The organism is uncultured Muribaculum sp. (genome assembly GCF_910583865.1).
Taxonomy (GTDB): domain Bacteria; phylum Bacteroidota; class Bacteroidia; order Bacteroidales; family Muribaculaceae; genus Muribaculum.
Map to the genome: position 1 here is coordinate 60,297 of NZ_CAJTYX010000008.1, position 19,714 is coordinate 80,010.

Below are 19,714 nucleotides of genomic sequence, written 5' to 3' on the forward strand. Positions count from 1 at the left end.
CTTATTTTCTTATAATACGCCAAGCAATTTTGGTCGTGTAGTTGTCCGCACGTGAGTGCGATACGTGAAACTGCTGATTATGCCCCTTGTTACCATCCACCACACGACATCCCGCATCGGCAAGTCCACGGTCGAGCATATCCGGAAACCACTCTCCTTGAGCATTGCAGAATGAAGTTATGTCCGCAATCAGCATTATGCCGCCATCATTCAGTTTACCATACAATTGCGTCGCTATGTTACGATAAGGATTATCCTTCCCGAAACAGTTGCGTGTGGCGAATTCTCCGATAGCTTTGAATGACAATGCTATATCAAACCGGCCGTCGATCACATAGCTGGTTACCCCAAGATCGTAATTGTCGTCAATGGCTATGAATCCCTCCCGGCTGTCTATATCAAACGGCATCCGCACCCGCATTATATCGAGCAACTCTTCATACAAACGCAGACAATGCCGGTTTCCGTCAAGAGCATGCATATGTACCCGTCTTACCGAGCCGAGATTTTCAGCAATGGCCATAAGCAGTCCGAATATATCCCCGCCTGTGCCGCAGCCGAAACCTAATATTGAAATCTCCCTGCGGTGTCTCCATTCGGAGATATTGTTCGAGAAATAGTGGCTGAATATACAATATGATTCGGCATAGCTGCGCGGGAAATATGTACCGAGATATGAAGGCATATCATCCTTGCCCCAATCTATCACGGTCATATTCCCTTTTACAGGTGATATAGTGGCTCCCAATACCCCGAATATATGGGAATCAAGCCATTTGGGAAGTACAGTCGAAGTGCGCATTCGATATTCCATCCATGCTGATATACCGACGAGCGGCGCACATAAGCACGTTTTAGCGGACTTTGCCGGACGAAGGAATATTACATTTATGCAAAAATAAGGATAAAAACGGAAACATCCAACCGATTTGTATTATTCGTCAGACTTTTTCAGCTCCGAATTGAAGCAGGCATTTGCAAAATAAAAATGTTTTATGTAATTTTGCACGCGATTTTCCACGAGCCGGTCGTGGCACGTAGACCGTACAATACAGATTAATAACAATAAAAACATTATACTGCAATGAAGAGAACATTCCAGCCCTCCAACCGCAAGAGAGTAAACAAGCACGGTTTCCGTGAACGTATGTCCACTCCTAACGGCCGCAAAGTCCTTGCTCGCCGTCGCGCCAAAGGTCGCATCCACCTCAGCGTGAGCGACACCATCGCCCGCAAATAATCACTGCCACGTACAGTAACAATCTATCAGCTGGGCCGTATCGGATATATCCGATACGGCCCAGCTGATTAAGAAGTTGTTTAAAAACAACCTCTTAATGGGAAGAGGACTTCAAAGGGGCTTGATTCCGTCGACCTCCCTGAGCCATGCAGAAGATGACGCATCGGATGGCATGCGCCAGTCTCCGCGAGGTGACAGGCACACGCTGCCCACCTTAGGCCCGTCGGGCAGACATGAACGCTTGAACTGCTGGGAGAAGAACCTCCGATAGAACGTACGAAGCCAATGGAGTATGGTTGCCGAGTCGTAAATGCCATCAAAGGCATGCGTGGCAAGATAATAGACGCGGCGCGGCGTGAACCCGAAGCGTAATGTATAATACAGGAAAAAATCATGTAGCTCGTACGGGCCTACCAGATCCTCGGTTTTCTGCTTGATATTCCCGTTTTCGTCGGCAGGGATCAGTTCCGGACTGATCGGGGTGTCCACTATGTCAAGCAGGATATCGCGTTCATGGAGATCCGGTGTCGACATCGCACACCATCTTACGAGATGCCTTACCAGCGTCTTGGGTATGCCGGCATTTACCCCGTACATCGACATGTGGTCGCCGTTGTATGTGGCCCACCCGAGCGCGAGTTCAGAGAGATCACCCGTGCCGAGCACCATTCCCGATACCTGGTTTGCTATGTCCATGAGCAGCTGGGTACGTTCACGGGCCTGTGAGTTCTCATATGTCACGTCGTGCACATCAATGTCGTGTCCGATGTCGGAGAAATGCTGTTTTACGGCATCCACGATTGAAATCTCACGGATCGTGATTCCGAGCGACTTCATAAGCTCGACAGCATTGTCATGCGTGCGGTCCGTAGTGCCGAATCCTGGCATCGTGACACCTGTTATGCCTTTGCGATCGATGCCGAGCGCGTCGAATGTACGCACAGCCACCAACAGCGCCAGCGTCGAATCGAGTCCTCCCGATATGCCGACCACGAGACTGCCGGTATGCGTGGCATGCAGGCGCTGGGCGAGGCCGCTGATCTGGATATTGATTATCTCCTCACATCTCGCGTCGATAAGCTCACCATTGTCCGGAACGAACGGGCGTGGGTCGACCTTCCGCAGTAACCCTTCCCTTCTCACAGCCGGAATGACGGCACACACACGCCGCATCCCCTCCTTGGCCTCCAGCTTCCGTGAATCTGAGAAAGACATCATATGCCGCCGGTCACGCCGCAAGGCTTCTATGTCGACATCTGCCACGGCGAAAACGGCATGCCGCGTCCATCGAGGCGCTTCAGCGAGCAATGCGCCGTTTTCATACACGAGAGCTTTCCCGTCGAATACAAGATCGGTCGTAGATTCACCGAATCCGGCGGACGAATACACGTAGGCGCTCATGCAGCGTGCCGACTGTTGGGCGAGCAGTGATTTCAGGTAACCGTACTTGCCGATGAGATCGTCGGAGGCGGAAAGATTCAGGATTATCTCTGCTCCCCCAAGTGCCGCACGCGTCGACGGCGGTACCGGAGTCCACAGGTCCTCGCAGATTTCAATCCCCACACCTACACCGTCCACGTCGATAATTACATCCGTGCCGAAAGGAACGTGATCCACTCCCCACTCCGTCACCCCGGAAGGAAGATCGGCACCCGACGCAAACCAGCGCCGTTCATAGAATTCGTTGTAATTGGGCAGATAGGTCTTTGGCACTACGGCGACAACCTTTCCGCCCGCGAATGCCACAGCACAATTATATAAAGTGTCGAGCACCGTCAGCGGCGCACCGACCACGAACATCATTCCGCATCGGGATGACACCTCTTTAAGGCGTTCGATTCCGGCAAGTACGCCATCAAGCAGTTCCGACTGGTGGAACAGGTCTCCACATGTATATCCGGTAAGCGACATCTCCGGAAAAACCACGATTCTGACAGCGCTCTCCTTCAGTGTCTCCAACGTCTCGGCTATGGCATCGACATTGGCGTTTACATCCGCGATGGTGACTGTCGGCACTGCCGCCGCCACTCTCATGAATCCTTGTGCCGATGAATCGCAAAGCGATCTTTCAGGTAATGTATAATTATGATTCGACATATGCTGTTGTGTTTAGTCCTGCAAATATACTGATAAGCCGGGCGCAAAAGCAAATTTATTTGAGCCATATACATGCGCATTCCCGCGATTCTGCGGATAGAGCCGGTTTCTTAAAAAGACAACAACTAAGTAACTCACAAAAAATATTTCGCATATGATAAATTCTAAAGCTTTATATTTCCGCCGGAGAATTTTAGGCACTTTTCACTCTCTTCATCAGTCGTGTAGCTCGCTACACTCCTTCTTCATCGAGCAAAAATCGCTCGAAAATTCTCTCGTCGTAAATATAAAATAATTTTTGCGAGTTACTTATGTATAAACTTTTTATCGAAAAAGCATGTTTCCAATGTATAATGGTTTCTGCCTCCTCACAGTCCATTGTTACGTTATTTACCAACCCCAACAGTTAATCTCGGGTGAGACCGCTCGATCTGACGGAACATCGGTTTCATCCGCAACACATCGCACCATGGAAGAGAAATTCATCCTTTCACTTGACCAAGGCACCAGCAGCTCGCGTGCAATAGTTTTCGACCACAACGGCACGATACGCTCCGTGGCCCAGCGTGAATTCGAACAGATTTTCCCCCAGTCGGGATGGGTCGAGCACGATCCACACCAGATATGGGCCTCACAGGCATCGGTAGTAGCCGAAGCGATATCGCAGATCGACATCAACGGCCTCAACATCGCAGCCATAGGCATAACCAACCAGCGTGAGACCACCATAGTCTGGGATGTGGACACCGACCTGCCGGTCTACAACGCTATCGTATGGCAGGACAGACGCACGTCGGAATATTGCGACAGGCTCGCCAAAGAAGGATGGGTAGACAAGATCCGACAGAAAACCGGCCTGATTATCGACGCTTATTTCAGCGCGACAAAGGTGAAATGGATTCTCGACAATGTGCCCGGTGCACGCAAACGTGCCGAAGAAGGAAAATTACGCTTCGGCACCGTGGATTCATGGCTCGTGTGGAGACTTACGCGCGGCACCGTGCATGTGACCGACGTGACCAACGCGTCGCGCACGATGCTCTTCAACATACACACGCTTGAATGGGACGATGACCTACTGGCACTTTTCGACATTCCTCGCTCGATGATGCCCGAAGTAAAATCGTCAAGCGAAGTCTATGGATACACCACTACCACCCTGTTTGCACACAAGGTGCCCATATCCGGCATGGCAGGAGACCAGCAGGCCGCCTTGTTCGGGCAGCTGTGTATAGAACCGGGTGCCGTAAAGAACACCTACGGAACAGGATGCTTCCTGCTAATGAACACGGGCAAAGAAGCCATCGAATCAAAGAACCGGATGCTTACCACTATCGCATGGAAAATCGGGCATGAGGTGACATACGCCCTCGAAGGATCGATCTTCGTGGCCGGTTCAGTAGTACAATGGCTGCGCGACGGCTTGAAGTGCATCGACAAGTCGAGCGACGTAGAGGCACTTGCGGCATCGGTCCCCGATACGGACGGAGTGTACTTCGTGCCTGCCCTTACCGGACTTGGAGCACCGTATTGGGACCAGTATGCCCGTGGAGCCATCTCCGGCATAAGCCGTGGCACGACCACAGCCCATATCGCACGTGCCGCACTCGAAGGTATAGCCTACCAGGTATATGACATTGTGAAATCGATGGAACGTGACTCATCTTTGCCCATAGCCAACCTTAAGGTAGACGGAGGAGCGTCGCGCAACAACCTGCTCATGCAATTCCAAAGCGACATACTGTCGTGCGACGTGTTGCGTCCGCGCATCACGGAGACTACCGCACTCGGAGCCGCCTATCTTGCAGGACTGGCCGTAGGCTACTGGAAAAACATCGAGGAGCTGCGCCAGCAATGGCAGGTGGAGACCCGTTTCGAGCCGGAAGGCGATTCAGAGAAAGTAAAGAGAGAACTCGACGGATGGCATGATGCCGTAGGCCGCGTGCTACACACCAAGCCGGAGGACTCGATCTGAGCGTAAACAGAATGTTAACCATCATTTTTATATCATGGAACCATCGACATGGCAATGTTTCGTACAATGCATATTTGAATTCATAGGCACGTTCGTGCTGGTGCTCCTCGGATGCGGTGTTGTGGCATGCGTGAGTCTGCGCAAATCAAAAGGCGAAGGCGGCGGATGGATCGTCGTCACCCTCGCGTGGGGACTTGCAGTGTTCTGCGGCGTGCTGATCGCCGGTCCTTGGTCGGGCGCCCATCTCAACCCGGCTGTCACCATAGGTCTTGCCGCTGCCGGAAAATTTCCCTGGGTGTATGTAGGGCCTTTCATCGTGGCACAGATTCTCGGAGGAGTCCTTGGCGCAATGTGTGTCTACGTCTTTTATAAAGATCATTTTGATGCGACACAGGAAGCCGAGACGAAGCTCGGAGTATTCTCCACGATTCCTGCCATCAGCAACCGCTGGCGCAACTTCCTGTGTGAGGTAATCGGGACATTCATTCTCGTCCTTGTAATCCTATTCATAGGGGATGAAGGGAATGCAGCCGCCCTCGACACCCCGCAAGGCGAGCATGCCCTGATCGGACTTGGCAGCGTGGGAGCCCTACCGGTGGCGTTGCTCGTAGTGGTGATAGGGATGAGCCTCGGAGGCACTACAGGCTATGCCATCAATCCGGCCCGCGACCTCGGCCCGCGCATAGCCCACGCCATGCTCCCTATCAAGGGGAAAGGGTCGAGCCAGTGGGGGTATAGCTGGGTTCCCATATTCGGTCCTATAGTCGGAGGCATCCTCGCAGCGCTCGTCTACTGGCTTGTCTGCGGTCTCATACATCCCTGATGATTCCCGTACTATCTACTGAACTATACATACGAGGGTGTGTCATAATGGCTCATCTGGGTCGTCGCTATCGACATTCGGCTTCGGTCACGTAGGGAACTACGCTCCCATCAGCCTCAGTCTCAGCTCCTACCATCTGAGGCCATTCTGACAACACCCTCCCGTCCGGACACAAAAACGGCGGTATGCCGAATTTCAACACACCGCCATTTCAGCATCTCCGGCAGGCATGTTCCGATGCCGGGATGAGACGTATGTTTATTGTCCGAGATATGTCTTGAGCAGCTTGCTCTTCTGGCCTTTCAGCCGACGTATGGCCTTCTCCTTGATCTGGCGCACGCGTTCACGCGTAAGATCGAATTTCGCTCCGATTTCCTCCAACGTCATCTCCTGGCAACCGATGCCGAAGAACATCTTCAATATCTCGCGCTCACGTTCATGCAACTGCATGAGTGCGCGGTCGACCTCTTTCGACAGCGACTCCTGGTTGAGGCTTGCATCTGCCATGGGCGAATCATCGTTGGTAAGCACATCAAGGAGGCTGTTGTCCTCACCCTCCACGAATGGGGCGTCTACCGATATGTGACGACCCTGCACTTTTAGTGTATCGGCGATTTTCTCCACCGGCACATCGAGCACATCGGCAAGCTCGTCGGCCGACGGACGGCGCTCGTTCTCCTGCTCGAATTTCGAGAGGGCTTTTCCAATCTTGTTCAGAGAGCCTACCTGGTTGAGCGGCAGACGCACGATACGCGACTGCTCTGCCAACGCCTGAAGAATCGACTGGCGTATCCACCACACGGCATATGATATGAATTTGAAGCCTCGGGTCTCGTCAAACTTCTGCGCGGCCTTTATGAGTCCGAGGTTGCCCTCGTTGATAAGGTCAGGCAGAGATAGACCTTGATTCTGGTATTGTTTGGCAACAGAAACAACGAATCGTAGGTTTGCACGTGTCAGCTTGTCGAGAGCCTTTGCATCACCCTGACGTATTCTTTGAGCCAGCTCCACTTCCTCTTCAACAGAGATTAAGTCCTCTCGGCCAATCTCTTGAAGATATTTGTCAAGTGACGCGCTCTCACGATTGGTGATCGACTTGGTTATCTTTAATTGTCTCATCTGTAACTATACAAGATATTAAGCACGCAAAATTACAAAAAAACGCGGAGAGAATTTACGCTTTTAAGTAAATTTCACTATTGAAGGTACAACATACCCTTTTTACCGCGATATGCTTCTATTAAAGAGCAACCCGGAGAGACTCCCTGTCGAAGTCCTTCCGGGCCGCATATCTGATTAAGGGTTCCTGTATTACAACATTCCTGTGGGGAGAATGTGATTGGATTTACAGAAATTCAATAATTAATAGTACCTGTTAACTCAGCGCTGCCATGCCGCTATCTCATTCGGCGAGATCCACGGCGTAATACACACGACGTCCGGTAGGATATATGCCGGTTATGAACATCACCTTGTCGGTGTCGCTGCTCTTCATGATGGCGGTGTATATCTTCTCCACATCATCCTGAGTGCGCACGCGCATGTTGTTTATGTCGAGCACGATGAATCCGTTCTTTATGCCGGCTTCCTTGAATTTGCCATCCTTCAGCCCGGTAACCTTCAAGCCGGACGAAAGCTGGTATTCGCGCTTCTCCTTGTCGGTGAGCGGAGCAAAGGCACATCCGAGAGCCGAGATATTTCCTGCCTGCGTCACCTTGGTGTTGCCCTGGTTGTTGCGCAGGGTGACGGATGTCGTGGCGATCTTGTTGTCGCGCACGTACTTCAGAGTGATCTTGTCGCCGGGACGGTACTTGCTTATCTCGCCCTGGAGCTGTGCCGTATTGTGGGTCGGGGCGTTGTTGATCGCTATGATTATGTCATTGACCTTTATGCCGGCCTCCATTGCCGCGCTCTGGTCCATGACCTCACCCACGAGAATGCCGTCGTTGGTGGCGGTGATATCCTTCTCCTTGGCCATCTGCGGCGTCAGTTCGGTGAAGGCTATGCCGAGAATCGCACGCTGCACCGTGCCGTACTGGCGCAGGTCGGTCACGATCTTGGTTACAATCGATGCCGGGATGGCAAACGAGCATCCGGCATAGTTTCCCGTCTGGGAATATATGGCGGTGTTTATGCCTACCAGCTCTCCGCTGATGTTGACAAGAGCGCCCCCGGAGTTGCCCGGATTGACTGCGGCATCGGTCTGGATATAGCTCTCTATACCCATCTTTCCGCTGTGGGGAGCGCCCTGCATGCCGCGGGCCTTGGCGCTGACGATGCCGGTGGTCACTGTCGAGGTGAAGCCGAAAGGATTTCCTACGGCAAGCACCCATTCGCCAACTCGCAGATTGTCGCTGTCGCCGATAGGAATAACATGAAGCCCCTTCTCCTCGATTTTAAGGAGAGCCACGTCGGTCGATGGGTCGGTGCCTATCACCTTGGCATTATAGATACGGTTGTCGTTGAGCGTAACCTCAAGGCGATCGGCATCATCGATCACATGGTTGTTGGTGACGATGTATCCGTCCTCGCTGATGATCACCCCGGATCCGAGACCTTTCTGCACCTCCTCTTTCTCATTGCTTTGAGGTTGCTGACGGCGCGGTTGCTGCTGGCCGAAAGGGGAGCCGAAAAAGAATTCAAACGGATCGATATACTGGCCGCCACCGCCCTGGCCGTATTGCTGGCGGTTGCTGTAGCTCTTGATCGAGACCACACCGTTTATGGTCGACTCTGCCGCGTGGGTGAAGTCGGTAGGTGGTGTCACGGTATTCGCGACAGTATAGAACGCACCTCCGTCATGCTTTGTGCCATCCTCGTTGAAGAGTGTGGTGATCGAACGGGCCACGTTGTCGGTGCTGTCCATTCCGTTTACGGCAAGCATTGTTACCGCCGAGCTGGCCACGGCTACGCCGCAAGCCAGTAAAGCTGTTTTTGCGTACAGATTCATAGTTGAATATGATTGATTTGTTTATTTTTTCAGAATCGGTAATGTCAGGATCAATTGTTAAATCAGAAATTCCATTAAGTTAAAATTTAACGTTTGGAGATTTGACGCAAAAATAATGCTTTCGTTTAAATCAATCGACATGCCTCCGCCCAACCTTAAATCTATTTAATACTCACGTCGCGAAATTAAGTGAAATTGACATACTAAATGTGAAAATCGTTTAATTGGAGCAGAGAAAGCGCGTCGGAGGCTTTGATTTGTCACAGCTTCAACCCGTCGAGCACACGGGTATAAACGGCGATGGCCGAACGTATTTCCGGCAATAGGATGTATTCGTCAGGAGTATGCGAACGTGCCGAATCGCCCGGACCGCATTTTACCGAGGGCCACGGCATCAATGCCTGATCGCTGAGCGTCGGAGAACCGAACGGCTCAAAGCCAAGCATCTCCAGACGTCGCACCACAGGATGCATGCGGGAAATAGATGACGGATTCAGCCTTGTAGAGCGAGGAGTGAGCGTACAGCCGGGCAATTCCCGGCGCATGATTTCCAATGTCTCCTCATTGCTGTAGACATCAGTGGTCCGGACGTCGATCACGAAACGGCATGTATCGGGTACCACATTGTGCTGCGTACCGGCTTCTATCTGGGTCACAGTCATTTTTACCGGCCCGAGCATGTCAGACACCTTTTCAAGTTTCAGCGACCGCAGACGGCATATCGCGTCCATGGCCTTATAGATTGCATTCACACCTTCGTCGCGAGCCGCATGCCCCGCAACCCCTCGGGCTTCGGCGTCAATCACCATCAGTCCCTTTTCCGCTATGGCAGGCCGCATCCCGGTCGGCTCGCCGACAATCGCCATATCTATATGGGGAAGCATAGTGACCACCGCCTCCATCCCATCACGACCGCTCACTTCTTCCTGGGCCGATGCGAGCATCACCAGATTGTATTCTCTCGGACGACGCCCCATATAGGCGAATGCCCCAATGAGCGACACCAGGGATGCTCCCGCATCATTGCTCCCCAGCCCGTAGAGCCTTTCTGTCTGAGGGTCCTCCGCAGGTAGATATGGATCGCGCGTCCAGCCCTCCACCGGCTTCACGGTGTCGATATGGGAGTTAAGCAGGATTGTCGGCAACGACACGTCATACCCGGGGGCTACCGCCCATACATTATTGATATGGCGGCGCGGCTCGAAACCGAGCTTACGCATGGTCTCCTCGATGATATTGGCCGCCGCCGTCTCATCGCGGCTGACCGATGGCGTGGCTATCAGGCTTTTCAGCAAGTCGGTTGCCATGTAGTAAAGTTCGTCTGTGTCCATTTCGTTCATAATAGGGTGTGCAGTGTCTTATATGAGCAAAATTACTAAAATCCATGGTGACTTAGGAAAAAATTTGATAAATTTGCAGGCAGTCAGAGCCTGTCCGGATTATGTGGGCAGACTTTCAATCCAATATATCCACATTCCGTTACGCATATTGGTAGCCTCAGGCGAATCTTAACAAGTAATCTATCATGACCATTCGGGGATAACCGCATGGTCGCCACGCATGAAAATCATAATACTATAAATATGGTAAATTTCTCACTTGAAGGACGTATAGCCCTCGTAACCGGAGCCGCCTACGGCATCGGACTGGCCATCGCGCAGGCTTATGCCGAGGCCGGAGCAAAGATTGTTTTCAACTGTTCCCGTCAGGAGACCGTGGATCGCGGCCTCAAGGCCTATAAGGAGCTCGGCATAGATGCCAAGGGATATGTGTGTGACGTCACCGATGAAACTGCCGTAAAAGCCATGGTAGCCGATATAGAAGCGACAGTAGGCACAATCGACATTCTCGTCAACAATGCGGGAATAATAAAGCGCATCCCCATGGAAGAAATGGCGGTGGAGGATTTCCGCCGTGTGATCGATGTCGACCTTGTGGCTCCGTTCATAGTATCCAAGGCGGTCATTCCGGGCATGATAAAGAAGGGACACGGAAAGATCATCAACATATGCTCTATGATGAGCGAGCTCGGACGCGAGACCGTGAGCGCCTATGCGGCCGCCAAGGGCGGACTGAAGATGCTCACACGCAACATATGCTCGGAGTATGGAGAGGCCAACATCCAGTGCAACGGCATCGGCCCGGGCTACATAGCCACCGAACAGACCGCACCTCTACGTGAGCGTCAGGCCGACGGCTCTCGCCATCCGTTCGACCAGTTCATCGTCTCAAAGACCCCGGCAGGCCGGTGGGGAACTCCCGAGGATCTGATGGGTCCGGCCATTTTCCTCGCTTCGGACGCATCCGATTTCGTCAACGGCCATATCCTTTATGTCGATGGAGGTATTCTCGCCTATATCGGCAAACAGCCCAAGTAATCATGGTCCACAGTAGAAGGCTATTGCCCGCCATAGCCGTCGCTTTCATGCTCGGTGCATGCGGGCGCACACCCGTCATAGAAGTGTGCAACCATCTCGACGAGGAGCGTATAGGCGAGATTGTCGAAGTTCCCATAGCGGATCTCGGCGTCTCTTCGCGGCAGACTTTCATATTATGTGACAGCGGGGGCGTTGAGATACCCTATCAGATCACTTACGACAGCTTGCTCATATTCCCGGCTTCCGTGGCCCCGCTGGGCACATCATCATATTTCATAAAGGAGGGAGTGCCGGCGGCCGTAGACACGGTGGTGACCGGTGCGGTATATCCCGGCCGGCTCGATGACATAGCCTGGGAGAATGAACACTCCGGCTACCGCATCTACGGGCCGGCATTCGAGGCCAAAGGCGGCAAGGTCTACGGCTACGACATCCACACCAAGAGCGTGGAGTTTCCCGTGGTGGCCGAGCGTTATCGCCGCGAGCTTACGCAAGCCAACTGGGACAGCCTCAGGCAGCTCAGGGCCGAAGGACGCATGGAGGAGGCCGACACCCTCGAACGGTGGATATCATATCATGTGGACAGCGGCACGGGCATGGACCCATATGTGGTAGGCCCGACGCTCGGAGCCGGTGTATCGGCTTTCATGCGCAAGGACTCCACCCTGGTCTATCCGCGATGCTACAGCTCGTGCCGGATTCTCGACAACGGGCCTCTGCGCTTTACCGTAGACATGACCTTCGGTGCTATCGAAGTGGATGGCGACACCTCCGTAATAGAACACCGCCTCCTCACCCTCGATTCGGGCGCCCTGCTCAACCGCATGGTGCTCCGATATGACGGCCTGACAAATACGCAGCCCCTCGCCACAGGCCTGGTGGTGCACAAACAGAATCCCGAGGAATACCTTTCCGACAGCGAGCTGGGCATAATATCCTATGCCGACTCCACCGATAATCCGCGCAACGGCAACGGTGTGATCTACGTGGGAGTTTTCGCCCCTTCACGTGCAGATTCCACCAATACGTCGGTGGCCTATCTGGCGCTCCCCGAAGAGACCGCCGATGCGGTCGGACATATCGCACTCATAGGCGACTATGTTCCAGGAAGCGAATACGAGTATTATTGGGGATCGGGATGGAGCAAGCACGGAATCCCCACAACCGACGACTGGATGGATAGGATGCGTGGTTTCGCACGCCGCGTCAATGTTCCTCTGGATGTAAAGGTAAAATAACGTTAAATAACTGTATCCAAAAATGGAGGAAGTATTCAAATACATCATAGGACTCGGTGCGGCAGTGATGATGCCGGTCATATTCACCATCCTCGGCCTTTGCATAGGCATAAAGCTCGGTGACGCGCTGAAAAGCGGCCTTAAGGTGGGTGTGGGCTTCGTGGGCCTGAGCATAGTGACGGCGCTCCTCACCACCACTCTCGGCCCGGCGCTCGACGGGGTGGTCGACATCTACGACCTGCAGCTCCACGTGTTCGACATGGGCTGGCCTGCTGCTGCGGCAGTGGCCTACAACACCGCCGTGGGTGCGTTCATAATCCCCGTGTGTCTCGGAGTCAATCTGCTGATGCTCTTCACACGCACCACCCGCACTGTCAATATCGACCTGTGGAACTACTGGCACTTCGCATTCATCGGCGCCGTGGTCTATTTCGCAAGCGGCTCGCTCGCAACGGGATTCTTCGGGGCGATAGTGTGCTACATAATCACCCTTGTCATCGCCGACATGACGGCCTCGAAATTCCAGAAGTTCTACAAGGGCATGGAAGGGATATCGATTCCCCAGCCGTTCTGCGCCGGTTTCGCGCCTTTCGCCTGGGCTATCAGCAAGGGGCTTGACAAGATTCCGGGCATGAACCGCCTGGAGATCGACGCCGAGGGCCTGAAAAAGAAGTTCGGGCTGTTGGGCGAACCGCTATTTCTCGGTGTCGTGGTAGGTGTGGGCATAGGCTGCCTCACATGCCGCACATGGGGTGAGATTGTCGACAAGATACCCTATATCCTCGGACTCGGCATCAAGATGGGTGCCGTGATGGAGCTGATTCCGCGCATTACTGTGCTTTTCATCGAAGGTCTTAAGCCTATATCCGACGCCACACGCTCGCTGATCGCCCGCAAGTTCAAGGGAGCCGAAGGCCTCTCCATAGGCATGAGTCCGGCGCTGGTGATCGGGCATCCCACCACGCTCGTGGTGTCGCTCCTGCTCATTCCCGTCACATTGCTGCTGGCAGTGGTGCTTCCGGGCAACCAGTTCCTTCCGCTTGCCTCGCTTGCCGGCATGTTTTATGTGTTCCCGCTGGTACTTCCGTTCACAAAGGGCAACGTGGTCAAGACTTTCATCGTAGGCTTCGTAGTGATGGTGATAGCACTCTATTCCGTCACGGCGCTCGCATCATGGTTCTCTCTTGCGGCACGTGATGTATATGCCGCCACCGGCGACAGCGCCGTCGCTATACCGGAGGGATTCGAAGGGGGCAGCCTCGACTTCGCCGGTAGCCCGATGGCGTGGGTGGTGTTCCAATTCACACACAATATGGGCTATATAGGCGTTGGACTCATCTCTCTGTTCACAGTGGCCATGATGGTGTGGAACCGGTTCGCCATCGCCAATACAAAGAAAGCACCCGAGACTGAAGAAGTCGAGGCCGCATGACCGACAGTCAATCTTAGTAGGTGTTGCATCCCTACAATTCAGTGGCAAATAACAGGTTTTGCAATACCCTCATATAAAGGAAACCAAGTAAACCAAAAATGAAAAAAATATTAACTCTGGCACTCGCCATGACAGCAATCGCAGCTTCCGCGCAGACTTCCTACAGCATACTCCGCGCATGTCATCCCGATGACGTCAAACACTACGACACCGAGCAGCTCCGCTCGCATTTCATGATGCCCAAGGTGATGGAACAGGACAAGATCAACCTCACCTATTCGCTATACGACCGCATCGTCTACGGAGGTGTGGTGCCTGTGGGCAAGACTGTCGTGCTTGAGACTATCGACCCGCTTAAGTCGGAATATTTCCTTGAGCGCCGAGAACTCGGCGTGATCAACACCGGAGGCGACGGTATCGTGAGCGTCGACGGCAAGGATTATGAACTGCATTTCAAGGATGCGCTCTACGTCGGACGCGGCAACAAGAATGTCACATTCCGCTCAAAGGATGCCTCCAACCCGGCACGTTTCTACCTCAACTCCACTCCCGCACATAAGGCGTATAAGACCCAGCTTGTGACTATCGACGGGCGCAAAGGCTCGATAAAGGCCAACTCGTTCCATGCAGGAAAGATGGAGGAGAGCAACGACCGCGTCATCAACCAGCTTATCGTGGCCAATGTGCTTGAAGAAGGCCCGTGTCAGCTTCAGATGGGTCTCACCGAGCTGATGCCCGGCAGCGTATGGAACACCATGCCGGCCCATACCCATGACCGCCGTGTGGAGGTGTATTTCTACTTCAACGTACCCGAGGGCAATGCCATATGCCATCTGATGGGGGAACCGCAGGAAAACCGGCTGATATGGCTCCACAACGAACAGGCCGTGATGGCCCCGGAATGGAGCATCCACGCAGCCGCAGGCACGAGCAACTACATGTTCATCTGGGGCATGGGCGGCGAGAACCTCGACTACGGCGATATGGACAAAATCACATATCTTGAAATGAAGTGACGCATATTCCGGATAAAATAAGGAAAATATGTTAAAATCTCTGCCACTGATTGCTGACAGTGGCAGAGATTTATTATTTTTGTCATGATGGAGCGAAGCGCGAGATTCAATACAGTGATTGTTTGTGTGGTATGGTGTGTCCTGTCGTTATGTACGGACATGGCGGCTGCCGACCTGCACATCCGCAGCCTTGCCGACGGGCGCACGCTAAGCGACTTGACTGTCAACACCATCTACAAGGACTCCCTCGGGTATGTCAACTTCGGCACGGACAACAGCGTAGAGACTTTCGACGGCTGGCATGTGCGCCATTACAGGCTACCCGGCGATGAATCCCCGCAGAAGCGCGTAAACGCCATCGCCGAGGATGGCAGGGGCAACCTGCTTGTAGGCAATGGATTCGGCCTTTGGAGGCTCGACCGCCGGAACGCCGGCAAATATACGCGCATAGCCTACCCTGTGACTGCCGACCGTCACGGAGTGAACTCCATCGCCCGCTCGGGCGACTCGATTCTCATAGGAGGCAATGCCGGCCTGTTTGTCTACCATCCCGGCTCTGATAAGGTGCGGCCGCTTCTTACTGCGACCAACCCGTTTGCCCCTACGGCACATATCAATGACATAGCGGTGGCTGATTCGGTGGCTTATCTTGCCACACGGGGTGGTGTCACATGCGTTGACCTGCGCGACATGTCGGTGAGACATAGCACATGGGACATAATGGGCAACCCCGCTTTCAATTCGATAGCCATATCCGGAGACAAGGCCTATCTTGGTACGGCCACCCACGGCCTCGCGGTTATGCGTCTGCCGTCAGGAAGGATAGAGCGCGGACCCGACGTGGGATGCAGCGTGATTTCAGCCCTCGACACCGGTGGCGACAGCCTGCTCGTCGTAGGTACTGACGGAGGTGGTGTGGTGATGATCGACCTGAGGTCGATGACGGTGTCGGAGACGCTGCGCCACAAACCGGGACATGAGAACGTGCTGCGGTCAAATTCAGTGTACTCCCTGCTTCTTGACCGCGACAACCGTCTTTGGGTGGGGTTCTATCAGCTCGGGGTCGACTATACACTCTTCACCACCGGAGAGTTCACCACTTATTCGGAAGGTGGATTATCCACAGCGGGAATGCCCGTGCGCACGATCAACCTACTTGGGAACGGCGCTCTGATAGGCACACGCGACGGTCTGTACTATGTCGACGCATCACGCGGCGTAAGCATGGAGTTCAAACGGCCCGACATGCGCTCCGACATGGTAATCGCATCGGCGGTGGCCGGCGGACGATTCTATATCGGCACTTATGGCGGCGGCATGTATGTGTTTGATCCTGCCACCCTGAAACTGTCGCCATTCCTCCCTGACGGAGGCATAGGGGCGCTTACCAGCGGCCATGTGTTCAGCATAGCCTCGGATGCGGCGGGCGACCTGTGGATAGGCACATCCGACGGACTTTACCGCTACAGCGGCAATAAGGAGAAAGCCCACTATACATCGGCAAACAGCCATCTCCCGGAGGGGAACATCTATGAAGTGATGTTTGACAGCTCGGGTAAGGGATGGATATGCACTGAAAACGGTATGGCCATGTGGAACCCGTCGCGGCAGGAAATCACCACATCCGTTTTTCCGGCAAAGTTCGTGCATAACGACAAGATACGTGTCGTCTATGAGGATCGCGGCGGAAGGCTCTATTTCCTACCGGACAAAGGTCCGGTGACCATCTCCGACCTTGCGATGACTCATTTCCGCAAGGTAGATGCGGATATTTTTGACGGAGCCGACGCCAAGGCCATCATAGAGGATGAGCAGGGGCATATGTGGGTGCCCACCCACGACGGGATATTCCATTGGGACCCGTCGCTTGACACGTCGGTGAAGTACGGATTTATCGACGGAGTGCCCGGTCCGGTGTTCAACAACTGTAATCCGGCCAAAGACGATGATGGCAATCTCTGGTTCGGCAACTCAAAAGGCCTGGTCGTATGGCATCCCGGATTCGACAGCGACACCGCACCGGCCTATCCGTGGCGTATCACAGGTGTCTGGAACGACTCTGACACCCATGCCGATGCGAAAGTTGAAGAAGATGGCTCACGCTATGTATTGACCTTCCCGAAATACACCCGTTCTCCCGGACTGCAACTGTCGGCATTCGACTATTCCATGCCCGACGCCCCTCGCTACCAATACAGATTTGAGGGCAAAGACACCACCTGGATAGACCTCGTCGGTGAACCGCTCATTTGGCTAACCGACATCGGCGGTGGCTCCCGACGCATATGGATACGTTATCGCAATCTACCGGGTTCACAAAGGGAGGTGGTGGTGAATATGCCCCAGCCATGGACATTCTGGGTGATGATAGCGGCAGCAGTGACCGTCGTGTTGCTTACAGTGGCCCTCGTGGTTGTCGTGCGACGCAGACGCAGGCGAAAAAGGAATCGCAACCGCACATTCATCGGCATCACACGCCGCCCGCGCGAACGGGATGCGGAGATGACGCGTATCACCATGAATGAATCGGACCTAATCGAGGACCGGCTCCATGACGTGCTCGACACGCAGAAACCATACACTCGTCCCGACCTTCAGCTGCCCGAACTTGCCAGGATGGTCGGAGTAAGCACCTACAAGCTGTCGATATATTTCTCGCAGTCACTTGGAGTGTCATATTATGACTTCATTAATAATTACCGTGTTGCCGAGTTCAAGCGTCTTGCCCGGGAGACTGCGAGCGAACGATATACACTGTCGGTACTATCCGAACGTGCCGGCTTCAGCTCGCGTGCTACCTTCTTCCGCTACTTCAAAAAGACCCAGGGCGAGACTCCGGCCTCCTACCTGCGCCGCCTCAACCCCGAAAGGTAAAACAGCCGGGCCTTTCACCGTGTAACATGAAATTCCTCCATACGGGCATTATATGCCATATCGCGGGTATAGCCATATTTCTGCCGGGAAGGTTGGAGATAAGATTTTGGTTTACCTGAAAACCAATTGCAAATCATGTCGAAAAGGGCGGCTTCGCATAGAAAGTTCCAGAATGACATAGCTATAGTGTTACACGTTGTTTAACTGCTATCCGCACATCATTTAATTGATATTAGCACCTTCTTTAAGAGCTTTGCAAATCCAACCGAAGAAACAGAAGATAAAAATAATTAATGACATATCTGACTTATTTAAAGAGTTCCAAGGAAAGCCATCATGACTTTCATCCGCGAAATTAGCCACGCAATGGGCGACAATACAGCGCACGAATGTTAAATAACATTACACAAATAATTCCAGATGAGCGCAGTATCTGCGGGATAATTGTTAATTTTGCATGAGAAGCATTCATTGCCGGATAAATCGTTCCACATCAATGATATTGCCGATTATCAGATTGTAGAGTTCACTCCTACTGTGTTAATTTCTGAAAACATAAAAACATTTTTGACATGATTGAAACCGAGAGACTTGTTCTGCGCCCTTGGCGTGAGGATGACATACTTCCATTCGCTGAAATCAACAGGGACAAGGACGTTATGGAGTATCTGCCCAAATGTCTTTCTTTGGAAGAAACGGAGCAGTTCTATAATCGCATAATAGCCGAACATGACTCTTACGGCTACGGTTTATATGCTGTGGAGGCAAAAAGCGATGGCAGCTTTATCGGTTATGTGGGATTCCATCACTTTGATTTTGATGCAGAGTTTTCTCCCGGAGTCGAGATTGGCTGGAGGCTGGCAAGGAAGTTTTGGTGTCAAGGCTATGCCACGGAAGCCGCAAAAGCCTGCCTTGATTATGCGAAACAACACAGATTATTCAATGAGATTTATTCTTTCACAACCGTATGCAACCATCGCTCGGAACGTGTGATGCAGAAAATAGGGATGGAGCAGCTGGGATTTTTCTCTCATCCGGCATTGCCAATAGGTCACAAATTGAAGCCTCATGTACTTTATAAATTGAATCTATGCCATAATATTGAAATGGAAATATATTCATGAACCACTACATGGAAACACCCTCTTAAAATGAAAAACAATATATTGTTCATACTGCTATTGGCAATCTGCATCTCCACATCTGCCAAAGCCGGAAATCCTAATCTCGTCGGTGCTTGGCAAGGACCGAAAGAATTGACAATAAACATCTGTGCGCTGCCCGAAAATCGCTTGGGCATGTGCCATTGCGGGATATTCCGCACTTTCGGTTGGGCGGATGTCGCATTGACCGTTGACGGCGATTCGTTGATGATTAAGGCGAAAGATTATGGAAGCCCTCTGGTGGGACGGTTTCGTATTGAGTCAGCAGAGAGATTGACGGGAACTCTGACAATGGGCAATCCTGGCGACGACTGGTACTTCAACGGTCTGGCAGAATTTATAAAGCAAAAGCCGATAATGCCGGAAAATATCAATCATGACCTTGAAGGAACGATACTTCCGGCGGATTACGGGAATTTGGCTCTCGCCAGGGACAAAGCATGGAATGCATTATCGACAGTTTCCCCAAGTTCGTATAATCGCAAAAACGAAACGTGCAACTTTCAAAAACGAAACGAGCAAATCTTC

At 52.8% G+C, this 19,714-nt stretch carries 15 protein-coding genes; 10 read left to right on the top strand and 5 right to left on the bottom strand.

Translation table 11 applies throughout. The annotated features are described in order from the left end of the window. Position 1: 1 nt before the first annotated feature. Complete coding sequence (locus QZ303_RS03145; RefSeq protein WP_295728980.1) at positions 2-715, bottom strand: hypothetical protein; 714 nt, start codon at positions 713-715, stop codon at positions 2-4. A gap of 369 nt (positions 716-1,084) precedes the next feature. Between QZ303_RS03145 and rpmH the strand changes: the two genes are divergently transcribed. Next, positions 1,085-1,240 carry a 50S ribosomal protein L34 gene (rpmH, locus tag QZ303_RS03150; protein WP_295728983.1) on the top strand — a complete coding sequence of 52 codons (156 nt, stop codon included), beginning with the start codon at positions 1,085-1,087 and terminating at the stop codon, positions 1,238-1,240. A gap of 111 nt (positions 1,241-1,351) precedes the next feature. Here the strand turns inward: rpmH and QZ303_RS03155 are convergent, their stop codons facing one another. After that, complete coding sequence (locus tag QZ303_RS03155) at positions 1,352-3,337, bottom strand: NAD(+) synthase (RefSeq protein WP_295728986.1); 1,986 nt, start codon at positions 3,335-3,337, stop codon at positions 1,352-1,354. A gap of 469 nt (positions 3,338-3,806) precedes the next feature. On the opposite strand from QZ303_RS03155, the gene glpK reads away from it, so the two are divergent. Further along, positions 3,807-5,312 (top strand): glycerol kinase GlpK, encoded by a 1,506-nt coding sequence (glpK, locus tag QZ303_RS03160; protein ID WP_295728988.1) that lies wholly within the window; start codon positions 3,807-3,809, stop codon positions 5,310-5,312. A 34-nt stretch (positions 5,313-5,346) separates the two neighbouring features. Next, positions 5,347-6,135, top strand: a complete 789-nt coding sequence (locus QZ303_RS03165; protein ID WP_295728990.1) for an MIP/aquaporin family protein — start codon at positions 5,347-5,349, stop codon at positions 6,133-6,135. A 258-nt stretch (positions 6,136-6,393) separates the two neighbouring features. Here QZ303_RS03165 and QZ303_RS03170 read toward each other — a convergent pair whose 3' ends face one another. The 3 genes from QZ303_RS03170 to QZ303_RS03180 all read right to left on the bottom strand — a co-directional run bounded on the left by QZ303_RS03170 (position 6,394) and on the right by QZ303_RS03180 (position 10,416). After that, positions 6,394-7,254, bottom strand: coding sequence for an RNA polymerase sigma factor RpoD/SigA (locus QZ303_RS03170; protein WP_295728992.1), 861 nt, complete (start codon positions 7,252-7,254; stop codon positions 6,394-6,396). Between the two features lie 283 nt (positions 7,255-7,537). Continuing rightward, positions 7,538-9,085: a Do family serine endopeptidase gene (locus QZ303_RS03175; RefSeq protein WP_295728994.1), complete on the bottom strand. Its 1,548-nt coding sequence runs from the start codon at positions 9,083-9,085 to the stop codon at positions 7,538-7,540. A gap of 260 nt (positions 9,086-9,345) precedes the next feature. After that, positions 9,346-10,416, bottom strand: coding sequence for a M20 family metallo-hydrolase (locus QZ303_RS03180; RefSeq protein ID WP_295728995.1), 1,071 nt, complete (start codon positions 10,414-10,416; stop codon positions 9,346-9,348). A 252-nt stretch (positions 10,417-10,668) separates the two neighbouring features. On the opposite strand from QZ303_RS03180, the gene QZ303_RS03185 reads away from it, so the two are divergent. The 7 genes from QZ303_RS03185 to QZ303_RS03215 form a co-directional block, all read left to right on the top strand. Then, positions 10,669-11,463 carry a gluconate 5-dehydrogenase gene (locus QZ303_RS03185; RefSeq protein ID WP_295728997.1) on the top strand — a complete coding sequence of 265 codons (795 nt, stop codon included), beginning with the start codon at positions 10,669-10,671 and terminating at the stop codon, positions 11,461-11,463. 2 nt (positions 11,464-11,465) lie between these two features. Beyond that, positions 11,466-12,701, top strand: a complete 1,236-nt coding sequence (locus QZ303_RS03190) for a DUF4861 family protein (protein ID WP_295728999.1) — start codon at positions 11,466-11,468, stop codon at positions 12,699-12,701. 22 nt (positions 12,702-12,723) lie between these two features. Next, positions 12,724-14,133, top strand: a complete 1,410-nt coding sequence (locus tag QZ303_RS03195) for a PTS transporter subunit IIC (RefSeq protein ID WP_295729000.1) — start codon at positions 12,724-12,726, stop codon at positions 14,131-14,133. Positions 14,134-14,231: 98 nt separating this feature from the next. Beyond that, on the top strand, positions 14,232-15,149 hold the full coding sequence (gene kduI, locus QZ303_RS03200) for a 5-dehydro-4-deoxy-D-glucuronate isomerase (protein ID WP_295729002.1): 918 nt from the start codon (positions 14,232-14,234) through the stop codon (positions 15,147-15,149). An 84-nt stretch (positions 15,150-15,233) separates the two neighbouring features. Continuing rightward, a complete protein-coding gene (locus QZ303_RS03205; RefSeq protein WP_295729004.1) occupies positions 15,234-18,023 on the top strand; it encodes a two-component regulator propeller domain-containing protein in 2,790 nt (929 codons plus the stop codon). 572 nt (positions 18,024-18,595) lie between these two features. After that, complete coding sequence (locus QZ303_RS03210; RefSeq protein ID WP_295729005.1) at positions 18,596-19,147, top strand: GNAT family N-acetyltransferase; 552 nt, start codon at positions 18,596-18,598, stop codon at positions 19,145-19,147. 27 nt (positions 19,148-19,174) lie between these two features. Then, positions 19,175-19,714 (top strand): hypothetical protein (locus QZ303_RS03215; RefSeq protein ID WP_295729007.1); only part of this gene is annotated, 540 nt, incomplete at its 3' end.